The 24219-nt window shown below is 70.5% G+C and carries 24 protein-coding genes; 11 read left to right on the forward strand and 13 right to left on the reverse strand.

The annotated features are described in order from the left end of the window. Positions 1–11: 11 nt before the first annotated feature. On the forward strand, positions 12–668 hold the full coding sequence (locus M3M55_RS00005) for an acetate uptake transporter (protein WP_249010768.1): 657 nt from the start codon (positions 12–14) through the stop codon (positions 666–668). A gap of 144 nt (positions 669–812) precedes the next feature. Beyond that, on the forward strand, positions 813–2798 hold the full coding sequence (gene acs, locus M3M55_RS00010; RefSeq protein WP_249010769.1) for an acetate--CoA ligase: 1986 nt from the start codon (positions 813–815) through the stop codon (positions 2796–2798). Positions 2799–2844: 46 nt separating this feature from the next. Here acs and M3M55_RS00015 read toward each other — a convergent pair whose 3' ends face one another. Continuing rightward, positions 2845–3690 (reverse strand): hypothetical protein, encoded by an 846-nt coding sequence (locus tag M3M55_RS00015; protein ID WP_249010770.1) that lies wholly within the window; start codon positions 3688–3690, stop codon positions 2845–2847. Between the two features lie 133 nt (positions 3691–3823). On the opposite strand from M3M55_RS00015, the gene M3M55_RS00020 reads away from it, so the two are divergent. The 3 genes from M3M55_RS00020 (at position 3824) to M3M55_RS00030 (ending at position 5878) form a co-directional block, all read left to right on the forward strand. Continuing rightward, positions 3824–4741 carry a class I SAM-dependent methyltransferase gene (locus M3M55_RS00020; RefSeq protein WP_249010771.1) on the forward strand — a complete coding sequence of 306 codons (918 nt, stop codon included), beginning with the start codon at positions 3824–3826 and terminating at the stop codon, positions 4739–4741. Between the two features lie 51 nt (positions 4742–4792). Continuing rightward, positions 4793–5068, forward strand: a complete 276-nt coding sequence (locus M3M55_RS00025; RefSeq protein ID WP_249010772.1) for a hypothetical protein — start codon at positions 4793–4795, stop codon at positions 5066–5068. Between the two features lie 69 nt (positions 5069–5137). Next, positions 5138–5878 carry an SGNH/GDSL hydrolase family protein gene (locus tag M3M55_RS00030; protein WP_249010773.1) on the forward strand — a complete coding sequence of 247 codons (741 nt, stop codon included), beginning with the start codon at positions 5138–5140 and terminating at the stop codon, positions 5876–5878. Between the two features lie 86 nt (positions 5879–5964). Here the strand turns inward: M3M55_RS00030 and M3M55_RS00035 are convergent, their stop codons facing one another. Continuing rightward, positions 5965–6522 carry a class IV adenylate cyclase gene (locus tag M3M55_RS00035; RefSeq protein ID WP_249010774.1) on the reverse strand — a complete coding sequence of 186 codons (558 nt, stop codon included), beginning with the start codon at positions 6520–6522 and terminating at the stop codon, positions 5965–5967. A gap of 147 nt (positions 6523–6669) precedes the next feature. Beyond that, a complete protein-coding gene (gene bcp, locus M3M55_RS00040) occupies positions 6670–7131 on the reverse strand; it encodes a thioredoxin-dependent thiol peroxidase (protein ID WP_249010775.1) in 462 nt (153 codons plus the stop codon). A gap of 195 nt (positions 7132–7326) precedes the next feature. Here bcp and M3M55_RS00045 point away from each other — a divergent pair, with 195 nt between their 5' ends. Beyond that, positions 7327–8115: a TVP38/TMEM64 family protein gene (locus M3M55_RS00045; protein ID WP_249010776.1), complete on the forward strand. Its 789-nt coding sequence runs from the start codon at positions 7327–7329 to the stop codon at positions 8113–8115. 54 nt (positions 8116–8169) lie between these two features. Here M3M55_RS00045 and M3M55_RS00050 read toward each other — a convergent pair whose 3' ends face one another. Together M3M55_RS00050 and M3M55_RS00055 are read right to left on the reverse strand one after the other, a co-directional pair. Further along, the gene (locus M3M55_RS00050) at positions 8170–8877 is read right to left on the reverse strand and encodes a TetR/AcrR family transcriptional regulator (protein WP_249010777.1); all 708 of its coding nucleotides are present in this window, start codon (positions 8875–8877) and stop codon (positions 8170–8172) included. A gap of 222 nt (positions 8878–9099) precedes the next feature. Next, positions 9100–9954 carry a DNA-formamidopyrimidine glycosylase family protein gene (locus M3M55_RS00055; protein ID WP_249010778.1) on the reverse strand — a complete coding sequence of 285 codons (855 nt, stop codon included), beginning with the start codon at positions 9952–9954 and terminating at the stop codon, positions 9100–9102. Positions 9955–10054: 100 nt separating this feature from the next. Between M3M55_RS00055 and M3M55_RS00060 the strand changes: the two genes are divergently transcribed. Further along, positions 10055–10357 carry a hypothetical protein gene (locus M3M55_RS00060; protein WP_249010779.1) on the forward strand — a complete coding sequence of 101 codons (303 nt, stop codon included), beginning with the start codon at positions 10055–10057 and terminating at the stop codon, positions 10355–10357. Between the two features lie 359 nt (positions 10358–10716). On the opposite strand, the gene M3M55_RS00065 is transcribed toward M3M55_RS00060, so the two are convergent. Both M3M55_RS00065 and M3M55_RS00070 read right to left on the reverse strand, forming a co-directional pair. Further along, entirely contained in the window at positions 10717–11127 is a 411-nt protein-coding gene (locus M3M55_RS00065) for a hypothetical protein (RefSeq protein ID WP_249010780.1), read from the reverse strand. Between the two features lie 155 nt (positions 11128–11282). After that, positions 11283–12455, reverse strand: coding sequence for a substrate-binding domain-containing protein (locus tag M3M55_RS00070; protein WP_249010781.1), 1173 nt, complete (start codon positions 12453–12455; stop codon positions 11283–11285). Positions 12456–12690: 235 nt separating this feature from the next. Between M3M55_RS00070 and pstC the strand changes: the two genes are divergently transcribed. From pstC to pstB, 3 genes are read left to right on the forward strand one after another with little or no spacing between them, the layout of a single operon-like run. After that, entirely contained in the window at positions 12691–13674 is a 984-nt protein-coding gene (gene pstC / locus M3M55_RS00075) for a phosphate ABC transporter permease subunit PstC (RefSeq protein WP_249010782.1), read from the forward strand. Beyond that, positions 13671–14561 carry a phosphate ABC transporter permease PstA gene (gene pstA / locus M3M55_RS00080; protein WP_249010783.1) on the forward strand — a complete coding sequence of 297 codons (891 nt, stop codon included), beginning with the start codon at positions 13671–13673 and terminating at the stop codon, positions 14559–14561. Before pstC ends, pstA begins: the two co-directional genes overlap by 4 nt. 41 nt (positions 14562–14602) lie before the next feature. Then, a complete protein-coding gene (pstB, locus tag M3M55_RS00085) occupies positions 14603–15463 on the forward strand; it encodes a phosphate ABC transporter ATP-binding protein PstB (RefSeq protein WP_371878783.1) in 861 nt (286 codons plus the stop codon). 48 nt (positions 15464–15511) lie between these two features. On the opposite strand, the gene M3M55_RS00090 is transcribed toward pstB, so the two are convergent. Further along, positions 15512–15907 (reverse strand): zinc ribbon domain-containing protein, encoded by a 396-nt coding sequence (locus tag M3M55_RS00090; RefSeq protein ID WP_249010784.1) that lies wholly within the window; start codon positions 15905–15907, stop codon positions 15512–15514. A gap of 116 nt (positions 15908–16023) precedes the next feature. After that, on the reverse strand, positions 16024–16752 hold the full coding sequence (locus tag M3M55_RS00095) for a zinc ribbon domain-containing protein (protein WP_249010785.1): 729 nt from the start codon (positions 16750–16752) through the stop codon (positions 16024–16026). Positions 16753–16914: 162 nt separating this feature from the next. Here M3M55_RS00095 and M3M55_RS00100 point away from each other — a divergent pair, with 162 nt between their 5' ends. Continuing rightward, complete coding sequence (locus tag M3M55_RS00100; protein WP_249010786.1) at positions 16915–19350, forward strand: hypothetical protein; 2436 nt, start codon at positions 16915–16917, stop codon at positions 19348–19350. A 28-nt stretch (positions 19351–19378) separates the two neighbouring features. On the opposite strand, the gene M3M55_RS00105 is transcribed toward M3M55_RS00100, so the two are convergent. From M3M55_RS00105 to M3M55_RS00120, 4 genes are all read right to left on the reverse strand, one after another. Next, the gene (locus M3M55_RS00105; RefSeq protein WP_249010787.1) at positions 19379–20914 is read right to left on the reverse strand and encodes an aldehyde dehydrogenase family protein; all 1536 of its coding nucleotides are present in this window, start codon (positions 20912–20914) and stop codon (positions 19379–19381) included. A gap of 115 nt (positions 20915–21029) precedes the next feature. Next, positions 21030–21485: a peptidylprolyl isomerase gene (locus M3M55_RS00110; protein WP_249010788.1), complete on the reverse strand. Its 456-nt coding sequence runs from the start codon at positions 21483–21485 to the stop codon at positions 21030–21032. Positions 21486–21600: 115 nt separating this feature from the next. Beyond that, positions 21601–22479, reverse strand: coding sequence for a hypothetical protein (locus M3M55_RS00115; protein WP_249010789.1), 879 nt, complete (start codon positions 22477–22479; stop codon positions 21601–21603). Between the two features lie 153 nt (positions 22480–22632). Further along, positions 22633–24075, reverse strand: a complete 1443-nt coding sequence (locus tag M3M55_RS00120; protein WP_249010790.1) for a DEAD/DEAH box helicase — start codon at positions 24073–24075, stop codon at positions 22633–22635. Positions 24076–24219: the final 144 nt, after the last annotated feature.

Raw genomic sequence — 24219 nt, forward strand, 5'->3', positions numbered from 1 at the left:
GGTTTTTCGAGATGGCGACGATCAGTGAGCCACAGCGCGGATCCGGGGCAGTCGCCCCCACCGGCGCAAGCGGCGCAACCCAGGGGTGGCTGCCCGCCAACCCCGCTCCGCTCGGTCTGAGCGGATTCGGCATCACCACCCTGATGCTGTCGATGATGAACGCGAACCTCGTCAGCTTCAGCCACGACGTGGAGGTCGTGCTCGGGATGGCGCTCGCCTACGGCGGCCTCTGCCAGCTGCTCGCCGGGATGTGGGAGTTCCGGGCCGGCAACATCTTCGGTGCGGTCGCCTTCAGCTCCTACGGGGCGTTCTGGATCAGCTTCTTCGTCCTCGTCTCCTTCGACCTCGGCAAGGTCGGCGGCGGGGCGGCCGGAGTGGACGCCGGACTCGGCCTGTACCTGTGGGCGTGGGCGATCTTTACGGGAATGATGTTCCTGTGCAGCTTCGCCAACGCACGGGCCGTACAGGCGGTGTTCCTGTTCCTGACGCTCACCTTCGTGTTCCTCGGGATCGGCAACTCGGGCGGCTCGGCGAGCATGATCCACATCGGCGGCTACCTCGGGATCATCACCGCGGCGCTGGCCCTCTACACCGCCTGCGGCGAGATCATGGCGGTCGTCTACAAGCACGACGTCCTCCCGCTGGGACGTCCCACGCCCCACAACTAAGCGCGACAATCGGAGCGGGTGACGGGAAGGCCCCACCGGCCGCCGCCACCCGCCCCCGAGAGTGAGCGCGCCAGAGAGCGCACCAACCCTGGGGGTGGTCCAAAAGACCACCCCCAGGCCACGAGTGAAGAGGAGAGACCTGAGATGGCCACGATCAGCGAACAGGATCTTGAAGCGCAGCTCGCAGAGCTGTCGACCCAGGAGCGGTTTGCGCCCCCGTCCGAGTTCCGTGAGCACGCGCTCCTCAGCGACCCCAAGGTCTATGAGGAGGCCAACGCCGACTGGCAGGGGTGGTGGGCCACCCAGGCCGCGAGCCTGCGCTGGTTCGAGCCGTGGCAGACCGTGCTCGATGACACCAACCCGCCCTTCTACAAGTGGTTCGTCGGCGGCAAGCTCAACGTGTCGGACAACTGCCTCGACCGTCACGTCGAGGCGGGGAACGGCGCCCGGGTCGCCTTCCACTGGCGGGGTGAGGAGGGGGAGACCCGGGACGTCACCTACGAGGACCTGCTGCGCGACACCCAGCGGATGGCCAACGGCCTCAAGAGCCTCGGGATCGGTAAGGGGGACGTCGTCGGGATCTACCTGCCGATGATCCCGGAGGTGGCCGTCGCGATGCTCGCCTGCGCGCGGATCGGCGCCGTCCACAACGTCGTCTTCGGCGGGTTCTCCGCCGAGTCCGTCCGGGAGCGGATGGAGTTCTCTGAGGCCAGGGCGTTGATCACCGTCGACGGGGCCGCGCGCAAGGGCCGGGTCGCGCCGGTGAAGGCGAACGTGGACGCCGTGATGAGCGACCTCGCGAGCCTCGAGCACATCATCGTCGTGCGCTCCAAGGGCACCGAATGTGAGATGCGCGACGGGCGCGACATCTGGTACCACGACCTGGTGGTGGACGCCGACACCGAGTGTCCACCCGAGCCGATGGATGCGGAGGACCCGCTGTTCGTCCTCTACACGTCCGGTTCGACCGCCAAGCCCAAGGGCATCCTGCACACGACGGGCGGCTACCTCACCGGCGCGGCCACGACCCACCGCTACGTGTTCGATCTCAAGCCCGAGTCGGACGTGTACTGGTGCTCGGCCGACGTCGGCTGGATCACCGGCCACTCCTACATCATCTACGGACCGCTCGCCAACGGCGCGACGTCGATCATGTACGAGGGCGCCCCCGACTACCCGCACAAGGGCATCTGGTGGGAGATCGCCGCCCATTACAAGGCGACGATCTTCTACACGGCCCCGACGGCGATCCGCGCGTGCATGAAGTGGGGGGCCGAGCACGTCCTCGCCCACGACCTCTCCTCCCTGCGCCTGCTCGGCACCGTCGGCGAGCCGATCAACCCGAAGGCGTGGCTGTGGTATCACAAGGTCGTCGGATCCGAGCGGTGCCCGATCGTCGACACGTGGTGGCAGACCGAGACGGGCGCGATGATGATCACCCCGCTGCCGGGGATCACCGAGACCAAACCCGGCTCGGCCACCCAGCCGTTCCCGGGAATCTCGGCGAAGGTCGTGGACGAGCGCACCGGGGAGCCGATCGAGAACGGCCAGGGCCTGCTCGTACTCGACCGGCCGTGGCCGTCGATGCTGCGCACCCTGTACAGGGACGACGACCGGTTCGTGGAGACCTACTGGAAGCAGTACGGGCCTCGCACCTACCTCGTCGGAGACGCCGCCCGCGTCGACAAGGACGGCTACTTCTGGGTGATCGGGCGGATCGACGACGTCGTCAACGTGAGCGGCCACCGGCTCTCCACCGCTGAGGTGGAGTCCGCGATCGTCGCCCACGAGTCGGTGTCGGAGGCGGCGGTGATCGGCCAGCATGACGAGGACACCGGCCAGGCGATCTGCGCGTTCGTCACCCTGCAGGGCTCGACGGAGGGGACCGAGGCCCTGATCGAGGGGATCCGCAACACCGTCGCCGAACGGATCGGCAAGTTCGCCCGCCCCAAGCGGATCATCTGGGCCGACGATCTGCCCAAGACCCGGTCGGGGAAGATCATGCGCCGGCTGCTGCGCGACATCGCCGAAGGTCGCGCCCTCGGGGACGTGACGACGTTGCGGGACCCGACGGTGATGGCCGCTCTGCAGGACAAGATCGCCGCCGAGCGGGCCGACGACGAGGGTTAGCGGCCGAGGTGGGCCGGGCGCGACTGCGTGCCCGGCCCAGCCGTGATCAGCGCTTCTTCTTCTTCTTCCGCCGCGGGGTGTAGTCCCCGGTCTGCTGCTGTACGGTGCCCCCGTCGACGACGGCGGTCACCCCGAGCGCCCGGGCGGCCTCGTAGTTGGGCTTGCCCCCGGGCAGCCATGGGATCGCGATCCCCTCACTCCATGCCGGCGGATCGTTGGGCCAGCGGCCAGCGATGACGACGGCGGCACAGACGAGCCAGGCACCCTGGACGACAAAGCTGATCGGCCCGATCGCAAAGATGATCAGCGCCCCGGCGATCACCCCGAAGTATCCGAGCGGACGCGGGAGCAGGCCCACCTTCATCGCGTTGAGAGCGCTCCAGATGAACCCGGCGGCGAGCAGCAGGGCCCCGAGCTCCTCGAGGAGACTCGACACGCCGAGCGTCACGCTGATCGGGTGGATGAGCTTGTAGGCGGCCGGATAGCCGTGGTTGGGCCCGTGGGCGAACCGGTTGGCGGCGATGCTGTAGAGGACGATCGTCAGGACCTCGAGGATCGACATCAGCGGGGCGCCGATGATCACGAGCCAGCGTGTCATCGGGCTCAGCTTCCCGTCGCGGGCGAGGCTGATCGAGTTGAGCCACCACAGCGCGTAGCCGGTCCCGAGCAGGCCGACGGCGTCGAGCAGCGCTCCGACGATGTCGAGCGGGAAGCGCCGGTGGATCGTCAACAGCTGGACGGTCTCCTCCGTGATGCTGTTGTGGTAGCCGATCTCCTGCACGAGCAGCGAGGCGACGATGAAGAGGCCGGCGAGGAAGGCGATGGCGCCGTAGCGCGGGCGCAGGCGCTGTTCGTAGGCGACCTGCTCGCTGGGGCTGGGAAGAACCGTCATTTCCCGATCATGCTAGAGCTCGGGCGGAGTCACCGGGGTCCGGCGGGTCCGCGGTCGCGGCGTCACCGCCGGTTGAACCGGTCCGCAGTCGGGGGTCGCCGCCCCACCGGGGCCGACCTAGACTCAAAGCCCGGTGAGCCCCGACGTCCTCATCTGCCCGGCCTGCGGCGGCCGGCTCACCCCGTGGCGGACCTGGCCGTCGGCCGAACCGGACCTCGGACCCGCCCGGGTCGATCTCGCCCGCTGTGAGCGCTGCCGGACCGCCGTCAGTCTCGGTGATCCCGTCCGGAGTGCCCACAGCGCCGGGGCCTACCGCCCGACCCGCCCCCGCGGGGCGCACCTCGCCGCCCCGCTGCTCTCGGTCTTTGACCGCCAGCGTCTGTCCCTGCTGCCGCCGCCCCCGGCCCGCCTGATCGACGCCGGAGCCGGCCGCGGCCGGTTCGTCGCCGCCGCCCGCCTGGCCGGGTATCAGGCGATCGGCATCGAGCCGTCCCTGCGCGACGTCGACCCCACCCTCGGCCTGATCAACGCGACGATCGCCGAGGCACCGATCGTCACCGGGTCGGCGGACGTCGTCACCCTCTGGCACGTGCTCGAGCACCTCGAGGACCCCGAGGCCGCCCTCGGCGAGTTGCGCCGCTGGCTCGTCCCCGGCGGGACCCTCGTGCTCGGCGTGCCGAACCTCGGCTCCCTCCAGGCCCGGATCAGCGGGGGCGCCTGGTTCCATCTCGACCTGCCGCGACACCGGACCCACTTCACCGTCCCCGGGCTCAGACAGCTCCTGCGCACCTGCGGGTTCGTGCCCCGCGACACCCGCCACCTGCTCGCCGAACACAACCCCTACGGCATGTGGCAGTCGCTCGTCTCCCTCGCCACCGAGCGTCCCGGCTACCTCTACAACCTCCTCAAGCACAACGCGCCGGCACTGTCGCCCGACCTCATCCTCACCCTCGCGGCACTCCCGTTGCTGCCGAGCGCGGTCCTGCTCGAGGCGCTCGCCGGCCTCGCCGGCGCCGGCGGCACCGTCGCGGTCATCGCTCGCCGCGCCTGACCGACGAGTCGCCGGCACAGCCGAGTGGACGGGGGGAGTAGGCTTGTGGGTATGGAAGGCAGCGGAGGTTTCGGTTTTCCCTTCGGGGACCCAGAGGAGATCCAGAGGCGGCTCGCCGAGTTCGCCAACGAGATGCAGAGCACCCAGCGTCTCGCCTGGGCGGACAACGCCATCAAGTTGGCGGTCGACCTGACGGTCGCGGCGATCAACCGCGTCAACATTCAGGGCAACACCGAGCAGCAGGCCGAGCAGATCCGCTCGGTGATGGCCGTCGTCTTCCCGGAGGCCGTGACGTTGGTCCGCGAGGCCCGCGAGGGCCTCTCCTAGCGTTTGCGAGCGACGGCCGGCTTACCGGCTCGGCCGTCGCGCCGGCGGGTCCGCGCCGCGGATTTCCCGGTGCCCCCCAGGCGTGAATCCCCTCCGGCCGCCCGGGCGGCCGCGCTCGCGACCGGACTCCCGGCCGGACTCGTCGCCTGGCGGATCGCCCGCAGCGGTTATTGGAGTGCCCGCCTGCAGGGGCGGATCCCCGTCCACGCCCGCTACTGGACCGCGCTGGCCGAGCGCGACGGCGACCCGCTGTATGTCGCCGTCGGCGACTCGACCGCCCAGGGTCTCGGGGCGCGAGATCCGGCAGGCTCCTACGTCGGCCAGCTCGAGCGGCGCCTGCCCGGCCGGCTGCGCGTGGTCAACCTCAGCGTCTGCGGCGCCCGCCTCGGAGACGTCATCTCCGCGCTGCTGCCGCGCCTGGCCGCCCTCGACACCGACCGGGCGCTCGTCACCTTCGCGGCGGGGGCAAACGACATCATCGACTTCGACGCCGACCGGTTCACCGCCGAGCTGGCCGTGATCTGTGACGCCCTGCCCCGCCATGCCCTCCTCGCCGAGCTGCCGAGCTTCTACGTCGCCCCCTACCAGGCGCGAGTGCGGGCGGCCAATGCGATCCTGCACGAGCTCGCCGACGCCCGTGATCTCGCCGTCGTACCGTTGTTCGCAGCGACGAACCGACTTGGGGTCGCCGCCCTGGCCACCCACCACGCCCGCGACCTCTTTCACCCCAACGACCGCGGTTACGGGGTCTGGGCCCGCGCCTTCCTCGGGCCGGCGAGCGCGCGGGTGAGCGAGCTGACGGGCCGCTGAGGCTCGCGCCGGGCGGCGGACCGAGATCACCGCGGCCAGGCGCCGGCGCACGCTGAGATCACCTCGGCTGACGAGCCCAGGAGCGCTCACCCGTCGCGACGGGTGTCAATGCCGAGCTGACTCGCGTACCCGGTCGCACACAGCCGGTCGTCGGTGATCGAGAACGCCTCCCGCAGCTCGGCGACGAGTCGCCGCTCGTGGGTGAGGTCAGAGACCTCCGGGGCGACCGCCTCCAGTTCGATGAAGTCACCGAGTCCGACGACCGCATCCAGGTGGATGCGGACCGACTGCCAGAGGAACAGCCGGCGGGTCTTCTCCACTGTTCCGAGCATCCCGAGCGCGGCGCCGAGCGAGTGGGTGAGCGTCTCGGCGTCCGCGACCGGGGCGATGCGGTAGCGGCTCTCCCGCTCCTGGGGTCCATCGGCCCGTTCGAACTGGATCAGGTGCGGTCGGCCCGGGATCTCCTCGCGCAGCTTCAACCCGCCGTGGGAGACCGTGAAGTAGGTGTCGCGCTGCCACAGCTCGCCGTGGTCCTCGGCGCCGATCCGGCGACACACTGCGAGAGAGTGGTCGCGCTGCTCGTCGCGTGCCTTCAGCTCGATGTTCCGTCGTGTCGCCGGGGTAGTCCTGGCGTCCTCAGTCACGGCTCGGAAGCGCCTCGGGGATCGGAGCCGCGCGGGCGGTCGGCGCGGCCCGGGCGGTCGGGACGGTCCGGGCGGCCGGCGCGGACCAGGCGGCCGTGACGGTCGGCGCGGACCAGGCGGCCGTGACGGTCCGATCCCGCTTGCCGGCTAGCCGGCAAGCGCGGCGAGCACCTTCGCATCGTGCTCAGCCGGCTTGACCTTGGCGAAGACGTGGCTGATGACGCCGTCGGGTCCGACGACGTAGGAGGTGCGCTCCATCCCCATGTAGGTCTTCCCGTACATCGACTTCTCCACCCACACGTCATAGGCCTCGGCGACAGCGTGGTCCTCGTCCCCGAGCAGGGTGAACCCGAGCCCGTGCTTGTCGACGAACTTCTTGATCTTCGCCGGCGCGTCCGGGGAGATCCCGAGCACGGTCGCGTGACGGGCGGCGTAGTCGGCGGCGTGGTCGCGCACCCCGCAGGCCTGGGTCGTGCAGCCCGGGGTGTCGGCCTTGGGGTAGAAGTAGACGACGACGTTCTGGCCGCGCAGGGACGACAGCGTCACGGAGTTGCCGTCCTGGTCGGGAAGGGTGAAGTCGGGGGCGGGAGTTCCGGGTTCGAGGGCCATGCCGGACACGGTACCGTCCCGGCCCGCGCCGACCACGTCCAGACGGCACCGAGGTCACTTGTTCGTCGATATGACGAATAAGTGACCTCGCTGGGGACGTCACGACCCGCGGACAGTCGTGAAATCGCCGGGCACGAGCGGCCGGGGTCACCGAGGGTTCACAACCGGGTGCGGTCGGGCTGCCAGGCTCGGGCGATGTCCGTCGACGCGCGCGAATCCGATGGCGGCGCCCGAGCGGCAGTCCCGGGCGGGGACGGGCCGACGGGACCGGAGGTGTACCGGGGGCCGCGGGCGGACGCGGAGGCAACGGCGCAACGGCGCGGCCGCCTGATCGCCGGCGCCGTGACCGTCCTCTTGCTCGGGCTCGCGTTCGCCCTCGCGCTGGCGATCCCCGCCACCCAACACGCGCTCGGGCTCATCGCCGACGGCAACCTCGGCGGTCTGCGGCGTTTCATCCGCCACCTCGGCTCCGGCGGGATCGAGCTGCTGCTCGGGCTGATGCTCGGCCATGCCGTGCTGCCCTACCCGACCGAGCTGCTCAACACGACGGCAGGCTACGTCTACGGGTTCCTGCCCGGTCTTCTGCTCGGCCTCTGCGGCTGGACCGGCTGCGCGGCCCTCTCCTATGGGATCGGGGTAAGCCTCGGCGGACCGCTGCTGCGGACCCTGCTCGGCCCGCGCTTTGTCCGCCTCGAGCAGACGGTGGCCGTCGGCGGCTGCACGCTGATGCTGAGCGCGCGGCTGATCCCGGTCGTTCCCTTCAGCCTGCTCGGCTACGTGGCCGGGGCGACGCGGGCACCGCTGTGGCGGCTCGTGTGGACGAGCGCTGTCGGGTACCTCCCCCAGACCGCAGCGGTCACCTACCTCGGCTCCCAGGCGCGGAGCCTCTCTCTTTCCAACCCGCTCGTCTGGATCGCCGCGGCGGTGATGATCGGCCTGCTCGCCGGGGGCCATCTCTGGACCCGCCGGCACCGCGCCGGTTGAGGCACCGCTGCCCCGGCGCGCCGGTGCGACCCGGCGTGAGCGCCGCCCGATGGCCTACCCGAGCACGGCACCGAGCATCAGCCGGGCGAAGCGATGGATCCGTTCGGGCGTGAACTCGGTCGGGTCGTCGAGCAGCTGACGGGCGAAGTGCTCGCAGACGGCGAGCATCGCGTGCGCGAGCCAGTAGGGCTCGATACCGACGAGGCGCGGCTCGCTGCGGGTGAGCGGTGTGATCAGCTCGACGAGGCGCCGGCGAGCCTGCTCACGACCGTCACGGACGGCGGCTCGGAGCGCCGGCGGTGCACCCTCGGGCGGAAGCAGCACGAGGCGCCACAGCCGCTGGTCAGTGAGGATCGCGTCGATCATCCGCTCGAGCCAGGCACTCAACAGCGCCTGGGGGTCCCCGGTCAGCGCCGCTTCATTCTCCAGGGGAGCGAGCAGCGGCGCGAGGGCGCGTCGGTTCTCCCGCTCGATCAGTGCCGCCAGCAGGGGATCGAGACGTCGGTAGGCCTTGTAGACGACAGGCTTGGCCAGCCCGGCGTGACGGGCGATCGCCTCCATCGTCGCCTCGGCGAAGCCGCCGTCGACGATCAGGTCAAGCGCTGCGTCGAGTACCTGCTGGCGCCGTTCGGCCAACGGCCGGCGCGGCTGACGCCCGCGAGGGGGGACCTCGGTCGGGTCTTGATCGGGGGGAACCGGCCCATGCGCCGGGCGACTGTGCGCCAGAACCTCGGTCGTGTCCTGTTCCGGGGAGGTCGCCATCCGGCTCTCAGGATAGGCCGACGCGGACCGACAACCGGAACGGCTCGATGTCTGGACGCAGCCGTAGCGAGGCTCGCCTGGCGGCCCCACGAGCGTCGCCTCTGCGGACTTCGAGTCGGATGTATGACGCCATCCTCGAGAGGAGCCGCCCCCTTTGCGGACGGTCGTCGCACGGGGTCAGGCCGTGGGTGCGTCGGCCGTCAGCGGCCGGCGCACCCCCGGTCACTTCAACAGGCGGGAGAGCCGACGATCCTTGAGCACCCGGCCATCGGTCTGGCAGCGCGGGCAGTAACACATCACATACTCCTCGTAATGGACGGCCTCGATCACCGTGCCACAGCGCGGGCAGGGTTCCCCGTGGCGACGGTGGACCTCCAGCGGCATTCCGAGCTTCTCGGGCAGCGGGAGAGCGAGGATCGCGGCGTAGTGGGCGACCGCGCCGCCGAGGCGGTCCGTGATCGCCTCGCGCAACCGGGCGACGGTCTCGGGGTCGAGATCGCTGCCCCGCTTGAACGGGGACAGGCCGGCGCTCCAGAGGATCTCATCGACCCAGGAGCGGCCGATCCCGGCAAGGACGTGCTGATCGCGCAGGAGCGCATGGAGCGGACGCGGCTCCTTGAGACGCGCCTGGAGCTCGGCGGTCGCCGGCGGGTCCGGCCATGCCTCCGGCCCGAGGCTCGCGAGCGTCTCATCGCCGGCGAGCGCGTCCCGGGGCAGGAGCTTGATCCAGGCCCGCTGGCGGGTCCCGAACTCCCGTAGCCGCAGCTGACGGCCGTCCTCGAGCCCGATCAGCACCCGGGAGGTCCTGTCCCGTGGGGCGGCGGGCCGATCGTGTAACTGCAGCCGCCCGGCGGACATCAGGTGGATGACGGCGGTGAGATCGTCGCCGGCGTCGAGGAGAAACAGCTTGCCTCGGCGCCGCAGCGGGCCGAGGGTTGCGCCGACGAGCGCGGCGGGCGGCGGGTCAAAGCTCTTGAGCGCGTTGATCCCGGGGACGGCGACCGCGTTGACCCGCGCCCCGGTGATGACCTCCCCGATCAGCCGGGCGGTGATCTCGACCTCCGGAGCCTCGGGCATCGCCGCACCAGTATCCCGGCTGTGAACGCCGCGGGTCAATGTCGTGATTTCCTGCCCGGCGCTCACACATTCTTTAGACCCGGAGAGAAGACTCCCGGCCATGAGTGATCTGCTCGCCATCGTCGACTGCACCCACACCGTCGAGGAGTTGCTCGTGGAGATCGTGCGTGGCCACGCCGACCGCGTGACGTTACTCGTCGAGGAGGAGGATTCCACGGCGGACTGGCAGACCGACGACTCTCCGCGTGGTCGCGTGCTCCGCGAGCGCGTGAACGCCCTGCTCGCGGCGATCGAGGCCCGCACCGGCGCGGTGATCGTCGGGCTCGTGGCGAGCCGCGAGCAGCTGCGCGGGTGGCGCTTTGACCGGATCGTCGGTGGGGCGGCCCCGCTCGTGGCGTGGTGATCTCCTGACGCGGAGACCGTTGCCCGGACCGGCGCAGCAAGAGCGACGGCAGCGCCCTCGCCAGCCGGAGGCGATCACCGCATCGACGAGACCGCCGAGCCCATGGGAACGCACACTTCTTCGGCGACATCGACCCCGAGGCCACGTTCCTGCTCGCCGTCACGCCTGCTTCGATCCCCGCGTCGAGGGCGAGCAGATTGGTCTGGGCAGCGATCGCGCTGACCGTCTCGAGGATGCTCCCGATGTCCTGGGCGTTGCGCCCGAGGCGACCGATCGCGGAGGCGGCGGACGTGGACGTGGACGCCGCCACGCGTTCATGGATCGCCGCATCAGTCTCTCCGAGCGTCAACGTCCCGTCCTCAGCGGCACCGCGCGCCCGCTTGGAAATCTCGGCGGCCCAGGCTGCCGGGGCCGCGGGCTCGTGGCTCACCTGCGCTCCCTCGTGGACGCGCGCGACCGCCCCGGGGGGCCTCTTTGACGCGACCGTGACCCGGCCCGGCGGCGTCGGTCATCACGGTGACGATCTCCCCAACCGCGTCCGCCGCCGGCCCGGCGAGCTCGTGCGAGGTGGCGTACACACGACCGGTCGCCTCAGCAAGCTCCCCGCTCAGCCCGTCGAGCGAGGTCCGAACCGCCTCATAGGCGGCCGTCGTCGCGGCGAGAGGGGCCGCGAGCACCTCCGGTGACGCCGCACCCGCGCCGGGCACGGGCGCTGAGCGCTGCCCGGACGTGGCCGGAAGGGGCGGCCCCACGGCGGTGATCGCGCTCATCCGTCGTGGAATCTGCCGACCGCGAGCGGGCGTGAGTGACGGGCCGAACAATCGCCTGCCAATCCCGGCCCCCGTGTACGCCATATGCGACGGCGGGGCCGGTCACCACCCGGGTGACCGGCCCCGTGCAGCCGCCGTGAGGCTCGACCGACCGGCTAGTTGATCTGGTTGATCACGCCGAGGTCGTACTTCTGGATCTGCGGGGTGAGCGGCACGAAGCCGATCGGGGTCCCGACGTTGAGGCCGCCGGGCTCACCGGCGTAGGTGCCCGACACCGCGTAGGTGAGGAACGCCTTGGTTGCGGCCGGGTTGGCGAGCGACTTGGAGACGATCGCGTAGGTGTAGGTCGAGACCGGGTAGGCGGTCTTGTACCGGCTGGAGGGGTACTGGATGACCATTCCGAACGGCTGGGAGTTCGACCCGTTGTTCTGGGCCGGCGGCGCGCTGATCGAGCTCGCGCAGTCAGAGATGTTCGCGTCGTTGGGAAGCTCGTAGTTGCCGGCCGCGTTCCTGACCGCCGCGACCCCGAGGCCCTGGTTGTCGTTGAGGGTGGAGATGAGGTAGTAGACCGACACGTACCCGATCGCCCCCTTGGTGGCGATGACGGCGCTCGCCACACCCGAGTTCCCGTTACCGCCGACCGCAGACGCGTCGGCGCTCGTCGGGAAGCTCGTGCTCGGACCGAAGCTCCAGGCCGAGCCGCCCCCACGGGTGAGGAAGTTCGTGAACGCGTAGGAGTCGCCGGATCCGTCAGAACGGTAGACGGGGGTGATCGCCAGGTTCGGCATGTGGAAGAGCATCTTGGTCTTGAACCCCTTGCGAATCCGGACGCGGACGCGCCGCTTCTTGCCGTGGACCTTGCGGATCCGGCTCACGTAGCGGTAGACGGGGACCTTGGCGACCTCGGAGCTCTGAAGCTGATCCCAGTTGGTGATCTTGCCGGTGAAGATCTCGGCGAGCTGGACCGGGGTGAGATGCAGGCCGGTGCCGACACCCGGAATGTTGTAGAGCAGACCGGTGGCCGACAGCGCCCAGGGCACCTCGACGTACTGCGCAAGGGTCGAGGCAGTTCCGCTCCCGCACTGCTTGACGCCCGGGTAGGCGAGCGGCGCGTCTGAGGCGCCGATGTTGACGGTGCCGCCGCACACGGCGGTGATGCCCGCGCCCGACCCGACCGCAGCGGTCTGAACCGTGTCGCCGGTGTCGACGCCGAAGTTGTTGCTCCAGTCGACCGCGAGCGGGTAGACGAGCGTCGAGCCCGCCTCCGTGATCGTGGTGGAGGCCTGGGCGCCGGCGGCGAAGACGACGCTGCCGCCGAGCACCGCCACCGTGGACAGAAGTGTCCGCTTGAGATGCAACGAAGGTCCTTTCAGACGTGAATGGGGGGTGCCCAGGTGAGAGAGAGTGGGCACAGCGTGTCCGAGTGAGTCCACGCCCGCTGACAAGAGTGCTCGCCAACCCCCCGCCATTTGTTGCGGACTTGTGTCTGGCTTTTGTAAAGGTTGTAACCGGGGGGCCTCACCCGGCGCCCGAACCTCGCCGCCTTCTAGCCTCATGCGCCGGATGTCTGCCCTCAGTCCAGCCCCGCCGCTGTCGGGCCCCGCGCAGGAGCGGGCCCGTCGCGCGCGTCTGCGCCTGACCGACCTGCGCGCGAGCCGGACACTCACCGTCCTCGCCTGGATCGGCGCCGCCGTGATCGTGATCACGATGGGCTCCGTCGGCTTCCAGGTCATCCGCGGCGCCTCAGAGGCGATCGGGCGCTTCGGCCCGCTGTTCGCCTTCCATGCCGCGTGGATACCGAACCTGAACAAACTGGGCGGGCTCTCCTACCTGTACGGGTCGCTCGTGACGAGCCTTGTGAGCCTCGTGTTCGCGACGATCCTCGGGGTGTCGATCGGGATCTTCCTTGCCCTGCTCGCGCCCCGGCCGGTCGCCAACGTGATCGGTCCGCTCGTGGAGATGCTCGCGGCGATCCCGACCGTCGTCCTCGGCCTGATCGGGATCATCGTCATCTCCCCCTTCAGCGCCCACACGCTCGAGCCGCTCTTTCACGGCGTGCTGGGCTGGACGGGCCTGTTCGGTGCGCCCGCCCAGAACGGCGCGTCGCTGTTCACGGCCAGCCTCGTATTGACGATCATGGTCCTGCCGATCATCTCAGCGCTCAGTCGGGACATCTTCCGGACCGTCCCCCAGGAGCTCCGCGACGGGGCGGAGGCGCTGGGGGCGACCCGCTGGGAGATGATCCGCGGCGTCGTGCTGCCGACGACGGTCTCCGGAATCACCGGCGCCTGCGTGCTCGGGTTCGCCCGTGCGATGGGGGAGGCGATCGCCGTCACGCAGGTCGTCGGCAACGCAAGCCTGATCCACGCGAATCTGTTCTTCCCCGGCACGACGCTCGCCTCGGCGATCGCCAACCAGTTTGAGTCCCCGCAGAACTCGCTGACGGAGTCGGCCCTCTACTACCTCGCGCTCATCCTCCTCATCGTCGGGGTCCTCACGAGCATCGTCTCCCGGCGCATCATCTCCCGCGGGGCAAAGCTGACGTGAGCACCGTCACACCCGACCCCGAGTTCTCGCTCCGCCCGAGCGGCAATCTCGCCCGCCGGCTGCTCATCTCCCGGGCCGCCCAGGGCGGGGCGGTGATCGCCGCCGCCCTCGCGGTGGTCATCCTCCTGATCCTCATCGGCTTCACCGTCGTCCACGGCATCGGGGCCCTCAGCTGGAGCTTCCTCACCGGGAACCTGCCCGCTGCGACCGGGCAGGCCGGCGGTATCGGGCCGGCCCTGCTCGGAACCGCCGAGCTCGCGCTGATCGCCGGGATCATCTCCGTCACCCTCGGCATCCTCACCGCGCTCTTCCTCACCGAGTTCGCCTCCCCGCGGGTCGCCGCCCCGGTCGCCGCGACCCTCGACGTCCTCGCCGGCCTGCCGACGATCGTTGCGGGCGTATTCGTCTACGGGATCGTCGTCGCCCACTTCGGCGAGTCCGGGATCGCTGCGGCGATCGCGCTGTCGATGGTGATGACTCCACTCGTGGCGCGCGCGACGCTCGAGTCCCTGCGCCGGGTCCCCGCCACCTGGCGTGACGCCGCCGCCGCGCTCGGGGTCTCGCACTGGCGCACGGTGCTGACGGTGATCCTGCCGGGGGCGGCCAGCGGGATCACCACCGCGGCGATCCTCGCCGTCGCCCGGGGTGCAGGGGAGACCGCCCCGCTGCTGTTCACGAGCGCGCTGTACGGAAACAACGTGCAGCTCAACCCTCTGCACGCCCTGCCGAACCTCCCACTGGAGATCTACACTCTCATCGAGACCGGTTACCCCGTTTCGGTGCAGATGGCCTGGGGGGCGGCGTTCCTCTTGATGATGACGATCCTGCTGGTCAACATCGTGGCCCGGATCGGGCTGCGCCGGGGTGAAAGGAAACGGGGGCTGTGAGCGTGAGCGAGACAACCACGGACGAGTTTGACGACACGCTGATCGCTGAACCTGACCGCTCAGCGCCGGCCCGGATCCGCCTCAGCCCCGGACCGACCCGCCGACCGACCCCCGAGCCGGCGGCCCCCGCGATCACCCGCCAGATCGTCTTCGACGCGCGTGGCGTGTGGGTCGACTACGGCGCCAAGCGCGCCCTTGAGGACGTGACGATGACGATCGAGCGGAACCTCGCCACCGCCCTGATCGGGCCCTCGGGGTGTGGCAAGTCGACGTTCCTGCGCTGTCTCAACCGGATGAACGATTCGATCCCCGGTTTCTCGGTCGGGGGGGAGTTGCGCTATCACGGCCACGACCTCTACGGCCCGACTGCGAACCGGGTCGAGGTGCGGCGCCGAATCGGGATGGTCTTCCAGAAACCGAACCCGTTCCCCAAGTCGATCTACGACAACGTCGCCTGGGCACCCCGGAACCTCGGGATGAAGGACGGCCTCGACGAGCGGGTCGAACGGGCGCTGCGCGGAGCCGCCCTGTGGGACGAGGTCAAGGACCGGCTCAAGCAGAGCGCCCTCGGCCTGTCCGGGGGCCAGCAGCAGCGATTGTGTATCGCCCGGGCGATCGCGGTGGAGCCTGACGTCGTCCTGCTTGACGAGCCGGCCTCCGCGCTTGACCCGATCGCCACCGCCTCCATCGAGGACCTCATCCACGAGCTCAAGCTGCGCTACACGATCGTGATCGTCACCCACAACATGCAGCAGGCGATGCGCGTCGCGGACCGGACCGCCTTCTTCAGCCTCGATGAGAACCGTACCGGCGCCCTGATCGAGTACGCCGACACCAAGACGCTGTTCAGCCACCCGGCTGACAGCCGCACCCGCGACTACATCACCGGCCAGTTCGGCTGACCGGGCGTCCGGCGCGCACATCGCCCGCCGCACCGACGGCGGGCGAACTCAGGCGCCGAAGATCGCCGTCGTGTCGACCTGGTGGAGGATCTGGCTGCCGCACTGCCAGCAGAAGGCCGCACCGCTGGAGTGAGGAGCCCCGCAGCTGCCACAGGCACCGGCGGTACCGGTCTGCTCGAGCGCGAGGATCCGGTCGATCTCGCTGAGCTCGGCGTCCGCGTCCTGGAGGACGGCGGCGTGCCTGACGATCACATCGACCCGGATCCGGTCCCGCACGGCCATCTCATAGACCATACCGCCGAGGTCCCACTGCAGCTCGGCAACCTTCGCCTGGAGTTGGTCACGGCGGCGTTGCAGGTCGATCGTCGGCTCGTCCGCAACGACGGCCGGGACGGAGGGCGCCGGCTCGCGGAAGCGGCGGGGAAGGGGGAGTTTGGTGGCCATGGGTGAGGGCTGTCGGTTGGGTGGGAGGGTGAGGAGAGGAGAGGAGAGGAGATCGTGTGAGGCGCCGGGGCGGCAGCGTACGCGAGGCTGAGTTTGCGGTGACGTCGTCAGGCGGCCTAGAAGAACTGGCCGGTGTACTTGCCGTTGACACAACCGACGGTGCCCGCGCTACAGGAACCACCGAGCTTCTGGGTCTCGGGTGCGAGCTTCTTGCCGTTACTGAGCGGCACCGTCTTCTTCAGCGTCGTCGTGAGCGCCTTCTTGCGCTGCGCGGTCGTGTGCAGAGTCGTCGGGTTCACCGCGGCCGGGTGCAGGACCGACGTGGCCGAGATCTTGCCCGGTTTTGCCACCGGCGCGGCCGCCGCCCTGGACCCCTTCTTCGTACTCGCGCCGCCCGGACTCGCGCTCGCGCTCGTGCCGGCCGAACCGCTCGTCGCTGCGGTGCCCGCACTGGAGCCGACGGACCCGCCGCCGCCGTTCACGATGACCTTGGGGGCAGTCGATCCCTGGCCGCTCGTTCCGATCAGGACGCCCACCCCCATCGCGAGCAGGAGCAGGGCGACGGTACCGAGTAGCGCCGCGCTCGAAGAGACGGTTCTGACACCGGCGAGTGGGATCGGACCGGCGCCCGCCACGGGCGCCGCCGGGCCGGCCGGTTGGCCGGTGGGAAGGCTGAATCGGGCACGTCCGCGCCGGTTTCCGCACTCGACGCAATAACGCTGATCGGGAGCGAGCTCCGCACCGCAGTTACCGCAGCGGTCACTGACCGCGCTCGCGATCAGGGGATCGAAGGAACCCGCGTCCGCGCCGCCGGGCCCCGGGGGTTCGTGTCCGGTCACCGTCATGTCCGGCACCGAGCGTAGGGCCGACCGGTCGGACACTTGTAAACATGGTGTAACTACCCTCGTGGGCGCCCTCCGACACCGCAATAATGGACCGGCTCCCCAAGGCGTCCCCGGACTCGCGCCCCACACGCAGGGGAAGTGTCTGATGGTCTCCCCCGCTTGATGATCTCCTCACCCGACAGCCCGGCCGGGCGGCGCCGGCCGCTCGCCTGCCCGACCTGTGCGTCCCGACTCGGGGTCGACCAGCGCTACTGCGTGGCCTGCGGAACCCGGACACGCCCGCTCCCGCGCTTCATCGCCGCGGCGCTCGCGGCACTCGCCGCCGGGCGGCGTTGGAGTCATCCCGAGGAGATTCTCGCCCCCGCCCCGGTCCCGGCGACAGCGCCGGCCCGCACGGTTCTGCGCCCCTTCGGCGTCCCGATTGGGCTGCCGGCGTGGGAGCTGCCCTCACCCCGGGCTGCCGCGATCGCCGTCCTCGGCGTGCTCGCCTTCGCCGTCGTCGTGGGGTCAGGGAACTTCAGCCTCGCCTCCTCCCCGCTCGTGCTCTTCCTTGGCGGCGGGCACGCTGGCACACCGCTCGCGCTCACAACACCGGCCGCGGGCGGGTCAGGCCCGACGTCGGGGCCAGCCCCGGGCGGGGTCAGTGCCGCGGCGCCGGCCGGGGGGGCGGGTTCGGGCAGCGCCGCGGGAGGCGGGAGCGGGACGGCCGCCGGCGCCGGTGGTGGCGGCGGGACCGCGGCAGGAAGCCGGGGCGGTGCACCGCCTGGGGCCGCGAACCCCACGCTGCCCCCGATCCGCCATGTCTGGGTGATCACCCTTGGCGATCAGGGGTACGCCCAGACCTTCGCTCCCACCTCCCCCGACGCCTACCTGCACCGGACACTGCTGCGCGCGGGAGAGGTCCTGCCGACCTACTACGCGGCGGCCACGAGCGACCTCGCCAATGAGGTGGCGCTGCTCAGCGGACAGGGACCGACGAACGCGCTGCTCAGCGACTGCCCGACCTACAGCCCGATCATGCCCGGCAGCCTGGCGATCAACGGACAGGTGATCGGTGACGGCTGCGTCTTCCCGGCCGGCGCGGACACGATCCTCACCCAGCTCACCAGCGCGCATATGACCTGGCGGGCGTACGTACAGGGGATGGGCGCCGGGGCGAACGTCAACGCCGCCGACCGCCACACGGCCACCGCCGGGCGCCTCCCCCGCCTCAGCGCACCGTGGCGCCGCCAGCAAGCCCCCGCGCTCCGCCGTACCCGTCACACCACCGTGACCGCGGTCAGCTGCCGCCATCCCGCACTCGGGCAGGCGAGCCCCAACCAGATCGCCCGGGGCAGCGACCTGTACGTGACCTGGCGCAACCCGGCCCTCTACTTCGCCTCGATCACCGGGACGAGCACGTGCGCGAGCGCCGATGTCGGCCTCAACCGACTCCGCGGCGACCTCGCACAGGCCAAGGACACTCCGAACCTCTCCCTCATCTACGCCGACCCCTGCGATGACGGCTCAGACACCGGGCCGGGAACCGCCTGTCCGGGTGTCCCCGCGGGCAGCGACCCAGCCGCCCGGGCCAACGGATTCCTCCGCACGGTCGTCGCTGAGATCACCCACTCGCCCGCCTACGCGGACGGGCACGGGATGGTCCTGATCAGCTTCGCGATGGCCGCCCAGAGCGGTCCGACCGCCACGTTCGCGAGCCAGGCGTCCTGCTGCAACACGCCGACCTATCTCAACCTGACCGACTCCGGGTCGGGTGCGCCGACGACCGGTACCGGGACGCCGTCCTCCGGGACCGGGACCGGAGTGACAACGGGCGCGGGGCCGGCAGCGACGACCGGGACGGGTACGACGACAGCCGGCGGGCCTGGCACGACGACCGGTGCGACGACGACCGGTGCGACGACGACCGGTGCGACGGGGACCGGTGCGACGGGGACCGGTGCGACGACGGGGACGCTGACCGACACCGGCACGGCGACGGCGGGTACCACGACCGGCGTCACCAGCACGACGAGTGGTGCGAGCCCGGGAACCGGCACGACCCCGTCCACCTGCCCCGCCGGCGAGACGACCACCACCCCCACGCTGACGACCGGGACGCTCGGGAGTGCCACGACGGCGTCCGGAACCGCCTCCGCCACCGAAACCGGGGCATCCTCCGGGACCGGGACCGGGACCGGGACCGGGACCGGGACCGGCCCTGGCACGACGACGACCACCGCAACCGGGACGACGACCGGTACCACCGCCTGCCCCCCCGCCCCGACGACCGACCAGTACGGGAACCCCCTCACCGGCGGGGGCGGTCAGGTCGGTCTGCTCGTCATCTCCAAGTGGGTGACCCCGGCGTCGGAGGACATCGTTGACACCTTCAACACCTTCAACGTTCTCGCGTCCCTCGACGCCCTGTTCGGCCTCAAGCCGATCGGGTACGCGACCAAGGCGGGGGCGACCTTCGGGCACTACTTCTACAGCGCCTTCACGCCGACGGCCGCGCCCCCCGCCCCGGCGACGACCACCTCAACCACACCCGCCCCGAAGACCAAGCCGACGGCGAAGGGCAAGCCGACGGCGAGGGGGGCGAAGCGAACGGGTTGAGACCCTCCGACGCCGAGGGCCGCGTGCCTCAGCGCTCGCCGCGGCCGTAGAGGAGGCGGTAGAAGCCCAGCAGGGACCGGCTCACCCAGCCCTTGTAGGGGAACATGAACAGCTCCTTCTTGAGCGCAAAGCGAGTGACCATCACCGACTGAGTCTTGGTGTACTTGCGGATCCCGTCCGCCCCGTGCCGGGTCCCCAGCCCCGACTGCTTCCAGCCCCCCATCGGCAGGTTGAGCTGGGTGTAGTTGAGCAGCGCGTCGTTGACGGTGACGACGCCGGACTGGAGCCGGCGGGCGAGCGCCTCACCGCGCTGCAGGTCCTTGGTCCAGATCGACGCCTGCAGCCCGTAGATCGAGTCGTTGGCAAGGGCGACGGCCTCATCCGCGCTGTGGACCTTCATGATCGGCAGCGTCGGGCCGAACGTCTCCTCGGTCATGGCAGCCATCGTGTGGTCGACGTCGACGAGGACAGTCGGCTCGTAGAAGCGGCCGGCGCCGGGCCGGCGCTGTCCGCCGGTGAGCACTCGCGCCCCCTTCGCAACGGCGTCCCGCACGTGGGAGTCGACGATCTCCGCCTGGGGCGGGAAGATCACCGCGCCGACGTCGACGGTGCCGACACCGCCGCCGGGAGGGCCCTGGCGGAGTTTGCGGATCTGGTCGGTGACCTTGCCGACGAACTGGTCATAGACGGGCGCCTCCACGTACGCGCGCTCGATCGAGATGCAGATCTGCCCGCCGTTGAGCATCGAGTAGAACGCCGCCGCGTTCGCCGCACGATCAAGGTCGGCATCCGCGAGGACGATCATCGGGTCCTTGCCGCCGAGCTCGAGGTGGCAGGGGATCAGCCGTTCGGCGGCGGCGACGGCGACCTTGCGCCCGGTCCGGGTCGAGCCGGTGAACATGATGCTGTCCACCTCCCCGATCAGCGCCGCACCGGTCGAGCCGTCACCGGTGGCGACCTGGAAGACCCCGTCGGGCAGCCCGCAGGCCTCCATCATCTCGACCATCAGCAGGGAGGAGAGCGGGGTCACCTCCGACGGTTTGAGGATGACGCTGTTGCCCGCCATCATCGCCGGGATGCAGTCGCCGAAGCTGTTGACCAGCGGGTAGTTCCACGGTCCGATCACCCCGACGAGTCCGATCGGGACGTGGCGGATGAACGCGCGCTTGCCGAGGTTGAGCGGGTTGTCGCGTACCGGCACGCGCTCGTCCCGGAGGTAGCGGCCCGCGCGCTTGGCCCAGAACCCGAGGGCGACCGCCGTGTATCCGAGGTCGGTGAGGTTGGCGTCCTCATAGGTCTTGCCCGTCTCTGAGACGACGGTCGCCAGAACCCGCTCGGAGTTGTCGAACATCCACTTCTGCGCCCGGCGGAAGATCGCCGCCCGTGCCTCGATGTCACGGGCCGCCCAGGCGGGCTGAGCGGCCCGGGCCCGGGCCGCGAGGGCGGCGACGTCGGCCGCGTCGAGCACCGGGACCGTCGAGATCAGCTCGCCGGTGGCCGGGTTCTCCACGCCGATCGTCCCGTGTTCGCCGTTCACGACCACTGTCTGCCCGCTGCTCGCCATACGCTCTTCCTCCGCTGTTGGACTCCGGGGGCAAGCCTACCGACATCCGTGTCGGTGAACGGTCTGGGCCGGGCCTCCCCCTCGGGCGATACCGGCGAGGGGGAGCCCGCAGCCCTCAGGCGAGGTCGATCGACTCGATCGTCACCGGCTCGACCGGCTTGTCGCGCCCGTCGGTGGGAACGCCCTCGATGGTGTCGACCGTGTCCATCCCGGCGCTGACCTGACCGAACACGGTGTGCTTGCCGTCGAGCCAGGGCGCGGCGCCGGTCGTGACGATGAAGAACTGGCTGCCGTTCGTGTTCGGGCCGGCGTTGGCCATGGCGAGGGCGCCGCGAACGACCTTGTGGGCGTTGAACTCGTCCTCGAAGGTGTAGCCCGGCCCCCCGGTCCCCGTTCCCTGCGGGCAGCCGCCCTGGATCATGAAGTCCGGGATGATCCGGTGGAAGGTGATCCCGTCATAGAAACCGTCCTCGGCGAGTTTGCGGAAGTTCGCCACGGTCTTGGGGGCGTCGTCATCGAAGAACTCGAGTTCGATGGTCCCGTGGGAGGTGTGCATGGTGGCTGTGCTCATGGGGATGGACCCTACCGAGCCGGAGCCGGACGGGCGGACCGGCCCCCAGACGCCGCCGCGACGCCCGGCACCGCGCGATCGCGCGGGCCAGGGCGCCGGGAGGCGAGTCCTGGGATCAGGGGGTGGTCACCGTGAGCGGCGTCGTCGTCGTCGCGGTCGTCGTCGTTGACGTGGTCGTCGTACTCGGCGTCGGGGTGGTGAGACTGAGGACGGTCGTCGAGGTGCCCGGTGTGGCGATCGCCACGTTCGCGGCGACCGGCGTGGCGATGAGGCCGGAGCTCGCCTGCACGGTCGGGGCGGTGCTCGTGTCGTAGCTGCGGTCACAGGCGACCGCAGCCTCGGTCGCCGACCCCTGGGCGGGGAGGACGATCGACAGCGGGATCTGCGCCGTCTCCTGCTCCGCCGCCGCGGTGAGGGCAAGGGTCGCCGTCCGCGACTCGGTCACCGAGCCGGCGGCGATCTCACAGGTGACGCTGACGTTCTGGGCGCCGGCGCTGCCCTTGACCTCGACGTAGGGGGTGGCTTCCAACAGGTAGCCGGACCCGACGGGGAGGGCCTCACTCGCCAGCATCGTCGCCGCCGTCGGTGAGGTGAGCGGTTCGGTCAGTCCTGGGGTGCTGTACGCGTCCGCCAAGGTGGTGCCACAGCTGGCGCCGCCGGTGGCGGTGATCGCCTGGACCGCACTCGTGCCGGTGCAGCGGCCGTTGACCCGCCACTGAATCTGGTTCTGGGCGACGCGAACGTGTCCGATCTGACCGGGCGCGATCTTCGTGTAGGTGATCGCGTCATTGGCGACTTTGGGGGTGATCACCGCGTTGTTGGCCAGCCGCGACGCGGCGACCGCGCCGGGGCGCAACTGGTTGAAGCCAACGCTGTCGTTGGGGATCACGACGGCCGCGTAGGCGCCGCCGGAGAGGGCGACGAACAGGGCAAGTGTCGCCACCACCATCGAGGCAGACGGTCGGCGGTTGAACCGGGAACCGGGTCTGGACATGGGCTGCAAGGTCCTCCTGTGTGGATTGGGTCGTCCTCCACCAACGGACCGGTTGCGCCGGAGTCGCGCCGCCCGTGCGCAGCCCTTACGCACAGTTGACCTGGCACTTCAACGAGGTCCGTCACGACGCCCAACGCGACGGACTCCCGGGGCTCAGCTGCGAGCGACCTCGAGCCGCAGCGGGGATCCGCCGAGCTCGACGGCGGAGCTGAGCACCGTCTCGAGCGCATCGGCGGGAACGTCGGCGAGCGAGAAGCGCTCGAGCACCCGGACGTTACGGATCCGCTCCCCCTCGAGCCCCGCCCCGCCGGCGAGGGCACCGATCACGTCCGAAGGCTCGATGCCGTCGGCTCGGCCGCCGGCGATGATCAGCTTGGCGAGCTTGCCCACCGGCGGCGCGGCGCCGTTCGCCACCGCCGGTGCATCGTGAGGCTTGGCCGCGTGCCGGCGCGGCTTGGCCGGCCGCGGAGCTGTCGGCGCGACGTGGGCGTCCTGGGTCCACGGAGCCATCTTGATCCCCGCGTGCACCTCGATCGCCTCAAGCTCGCGCGCCTGGCGGGGCTCGTAGAAGGTGATCGCCCGGCCGGAGCGGCCAGCCCGGCCGGTCCGGCCGATCCGGTGCACGTACACGTCCGGACTCGTCGGCACGTCGAAGTTGATCACGTGGGTGACGGTCGTGATGTCGAGGCCGCGCGCGGCGACGTCGGTCGCCACGAGGATCGGTGTGCGCCCCTCCTTGAAGGAGATCATCACCCCGTCACGGGCGCCCTGGGACATGTCCCCGTGCAGCGCCTTCACGTTGAGCCCCTGATCGCGCAGGGTGCGGTAGAGCTGGTCACAGCGGATCTTCGTCCGCGTGAAGACGATCGCCTGCTCGGGCCGCTCGGCCTGCAGCACCTCGACGAGGGCGGCCGGCTTGTCCTTGGCCGCGACCTCACGGCCGAACTGTTCGACGGTGTCGACCGAGAGCGTCTTGGCCGCCACCTTGACGAGGACCGGGTCATAGAGGTACTGGTCGGCGAGGCGCTGGATCTCGAGCGGCATCGTCGCGGAGAAGAGCGCGGTCTGGCGCGAGTTCGGGGTGAGGCTGAGGATCTTCTCGACGTCCTCCAGGAAGCCGAGGTCGAGCATCTCGTCGGCCTCATCGAGGACGACATAGCGGGTCGAGTGCAGCACGAGCGAGTGGCGACTGATCAGGTCCTTGACCCGCCCCACGGTGCCGACGACGATATGGCCGCCGGCCCGGAGCTGGGCCTGCTGGCTGCGGATCGGCGCCCCGCCGAACACCGCGACGACGTCGACGCCCTTGTGCCGGCCGTAGGTGCGCAGCGCCTGGGTGACCTGGATGCACAGCTCGCGGGTCGGTGTCAGCACGAGCCCCTGGACCTCGCGCTCGTCCGGGTCGACGTAGTTGATCATCGGCAGCCCGAAGGCGGCGGTCTTCCCCGACCCGGTCTGGGCCTGCCCGATCACGTCGCGGCCCTCCATCAGCGGGGGGATCGACTCGGCCTGGATCGGACTCGGCTCCTCATAGCCGACGTCCTTGAGGGCGGCGAGGATCGGAGCCTGGAGCCCGAGTTCGGCGAATGTCGGCATCAGGGCCCCAATGTAGCGGCGTCGCCGCGACCATGGCCGCCCGTGCCCGCACGCGAGGTCACGCCGCCTCCCCAGCTGCCTCGTCCCCCCGCTGCGGCGACTGAACCCGCCTACCAATCGGTACCTAATCATTAGCTACCATAC

Source organism: Conexibacter sp. DBS9H8 (assembly GCF_023330685.1).
GTDB lineage: Bacteria > Actinomycetota > Thermoleophilia > Solirubrobacterales > Solirubrobacteraceae > Palsa-465.

What these genes read in the sequence shown, in the direction of transcription:
- M3M55_RS00005 (WP_249010768.1), top strand. Translation starts at nt 12, where the DNA reads ATGGCGACGATCAGTGAGCCACAGCGCGGATCCGGGGCAGTCGCCCCC.
- acs (WP_249010769.1), top strand. Translation starts at nt 813, where the DNA reads ATGGCCACGATCAGCGAACAGGATCTTGAAGCGCAGCTCGCAGAGCTG.
- M3M55_RS00015 (WP_249010770.1), bottom strand. Translation starts at nt 3,690, where the DNA reads ATGACGGTTCTTCCCAGCCCCAGCGAGCAGGTCGCCTACGAACAGCGC.
- M3M55_RS00025 (WP_249010772.1), top strand. Translation starts at nt 4,793, where the DNA reads ATGGAAGGCAGCGGAGGTTTCGGTTTTCCCTTCGGGGACCCAGAGGAG.
- bcp (WP_249010775.1), bottom strand. Translation starts at nt 7,131, where the DNA reads ATGGCCCTCGAACCCGGAACTCCCGCCCCCGACTTCACCCTTCCCGAC.
- M3M55_RS00045 (WP_249010776.1), top strand. Translation starts at nt 7,327, where the DNA reads ATGTCCGTCGACGCGCGCGAATCCGATGGCGGCGCCCGAGCGGCAGTC.
- M3M55_RS00050 (WP_249010777.1), bottom strand. Translation starts at nt 8,877, where the DNA reads ATGGCGACCTCCCCGGAACAGGACACGACCGAGGTTCTGGCGCACAGT.
- M3M55_RS00055 (WP_249010778.1), bottom strand. Translation starts at nt 9,954, where the DNA reads ATGCCCGAGGCTCCGGAGGTCGAGATCACCGCCCGGCTGATCGGGGAG.
- M3M55_RS00060 (WP_249010779.1), top strand. Translation starts at nt 10,055, where the DNA reads ATGAGTGATCTGCTCGCCATCGTCGACTGCACCCACACCGTCGAGGAG.
- M3M55_RS00065 (WP_249010780.1), bottom strand. Translation starts at nt 11,127, where the DNA reads ATGAGCGCGATCACCGCCGTGGGGCCGCCCCTTCCGGCCACGTCCGGG.
- pstC (WP_249010782.1), top strand. Translation starts at nt 12,691, where the DNA reads ATGTCTGCCCTCAGTCCAGCCCCGCCGCTGTCGGGCCCCGCGCAGGAG.
- M3M55_RS00090 (WP_249010784.1), bottom strand. Translation starts at nt 15,907, where the DNA reads ATGGCCACCAAACTCCCCCTTCCCCGCCGCTTCCGCGAGCCGGCGCCC.
- M3M55_RS00095 (WP_249010785.1), bottom strand. Translation starts at nt 16,752, where the DNA reads ATGACGGTGACCGGACACGAACCCCCGGGGCCCGGCGGCGCGGACGCG.
- M3M55_RS00100 (WP_249010786.1), top strand. Translation starts at nt 16,915, where the DNA reads ATGATCTCCTCACCCGACAGCCCGGCCGGGCGGCGCCGGCCGCTCGCC.
- M3M55_RS00105 (WP_249010787.1), bottom strand. Translation starts at nt 20,914, where the DNA reads ATGGCGAGCAGCGGGCAGACAGTGGTCGTGAACGGCGAACACGGGACG.
- M3M55_RS00110 (WP_249010788.1), bottom strand. Translation starts at nt 21,485, where the DNA reads ATGAGCACAGCCACCATGCACACCTCCCACGGGACCATCGAACTCGAG.
- M3M55_RS00115 (WP_249010789.1), bottom strand. Translation starts at nt 22,479, where the DNA reads ATGTCCAGACCCGGTTCCCGGTTCAACCGCCGACCGTCTGCCTCGATG.
- M3M55_RS00120 (WP_249010790.1), bottom strand. Translation starts at nt 24,075, where the DNA reads ATGCCGACATTCGCCGAACTCGGGCTCCAGGCTCCGATCCTCGCCGCC.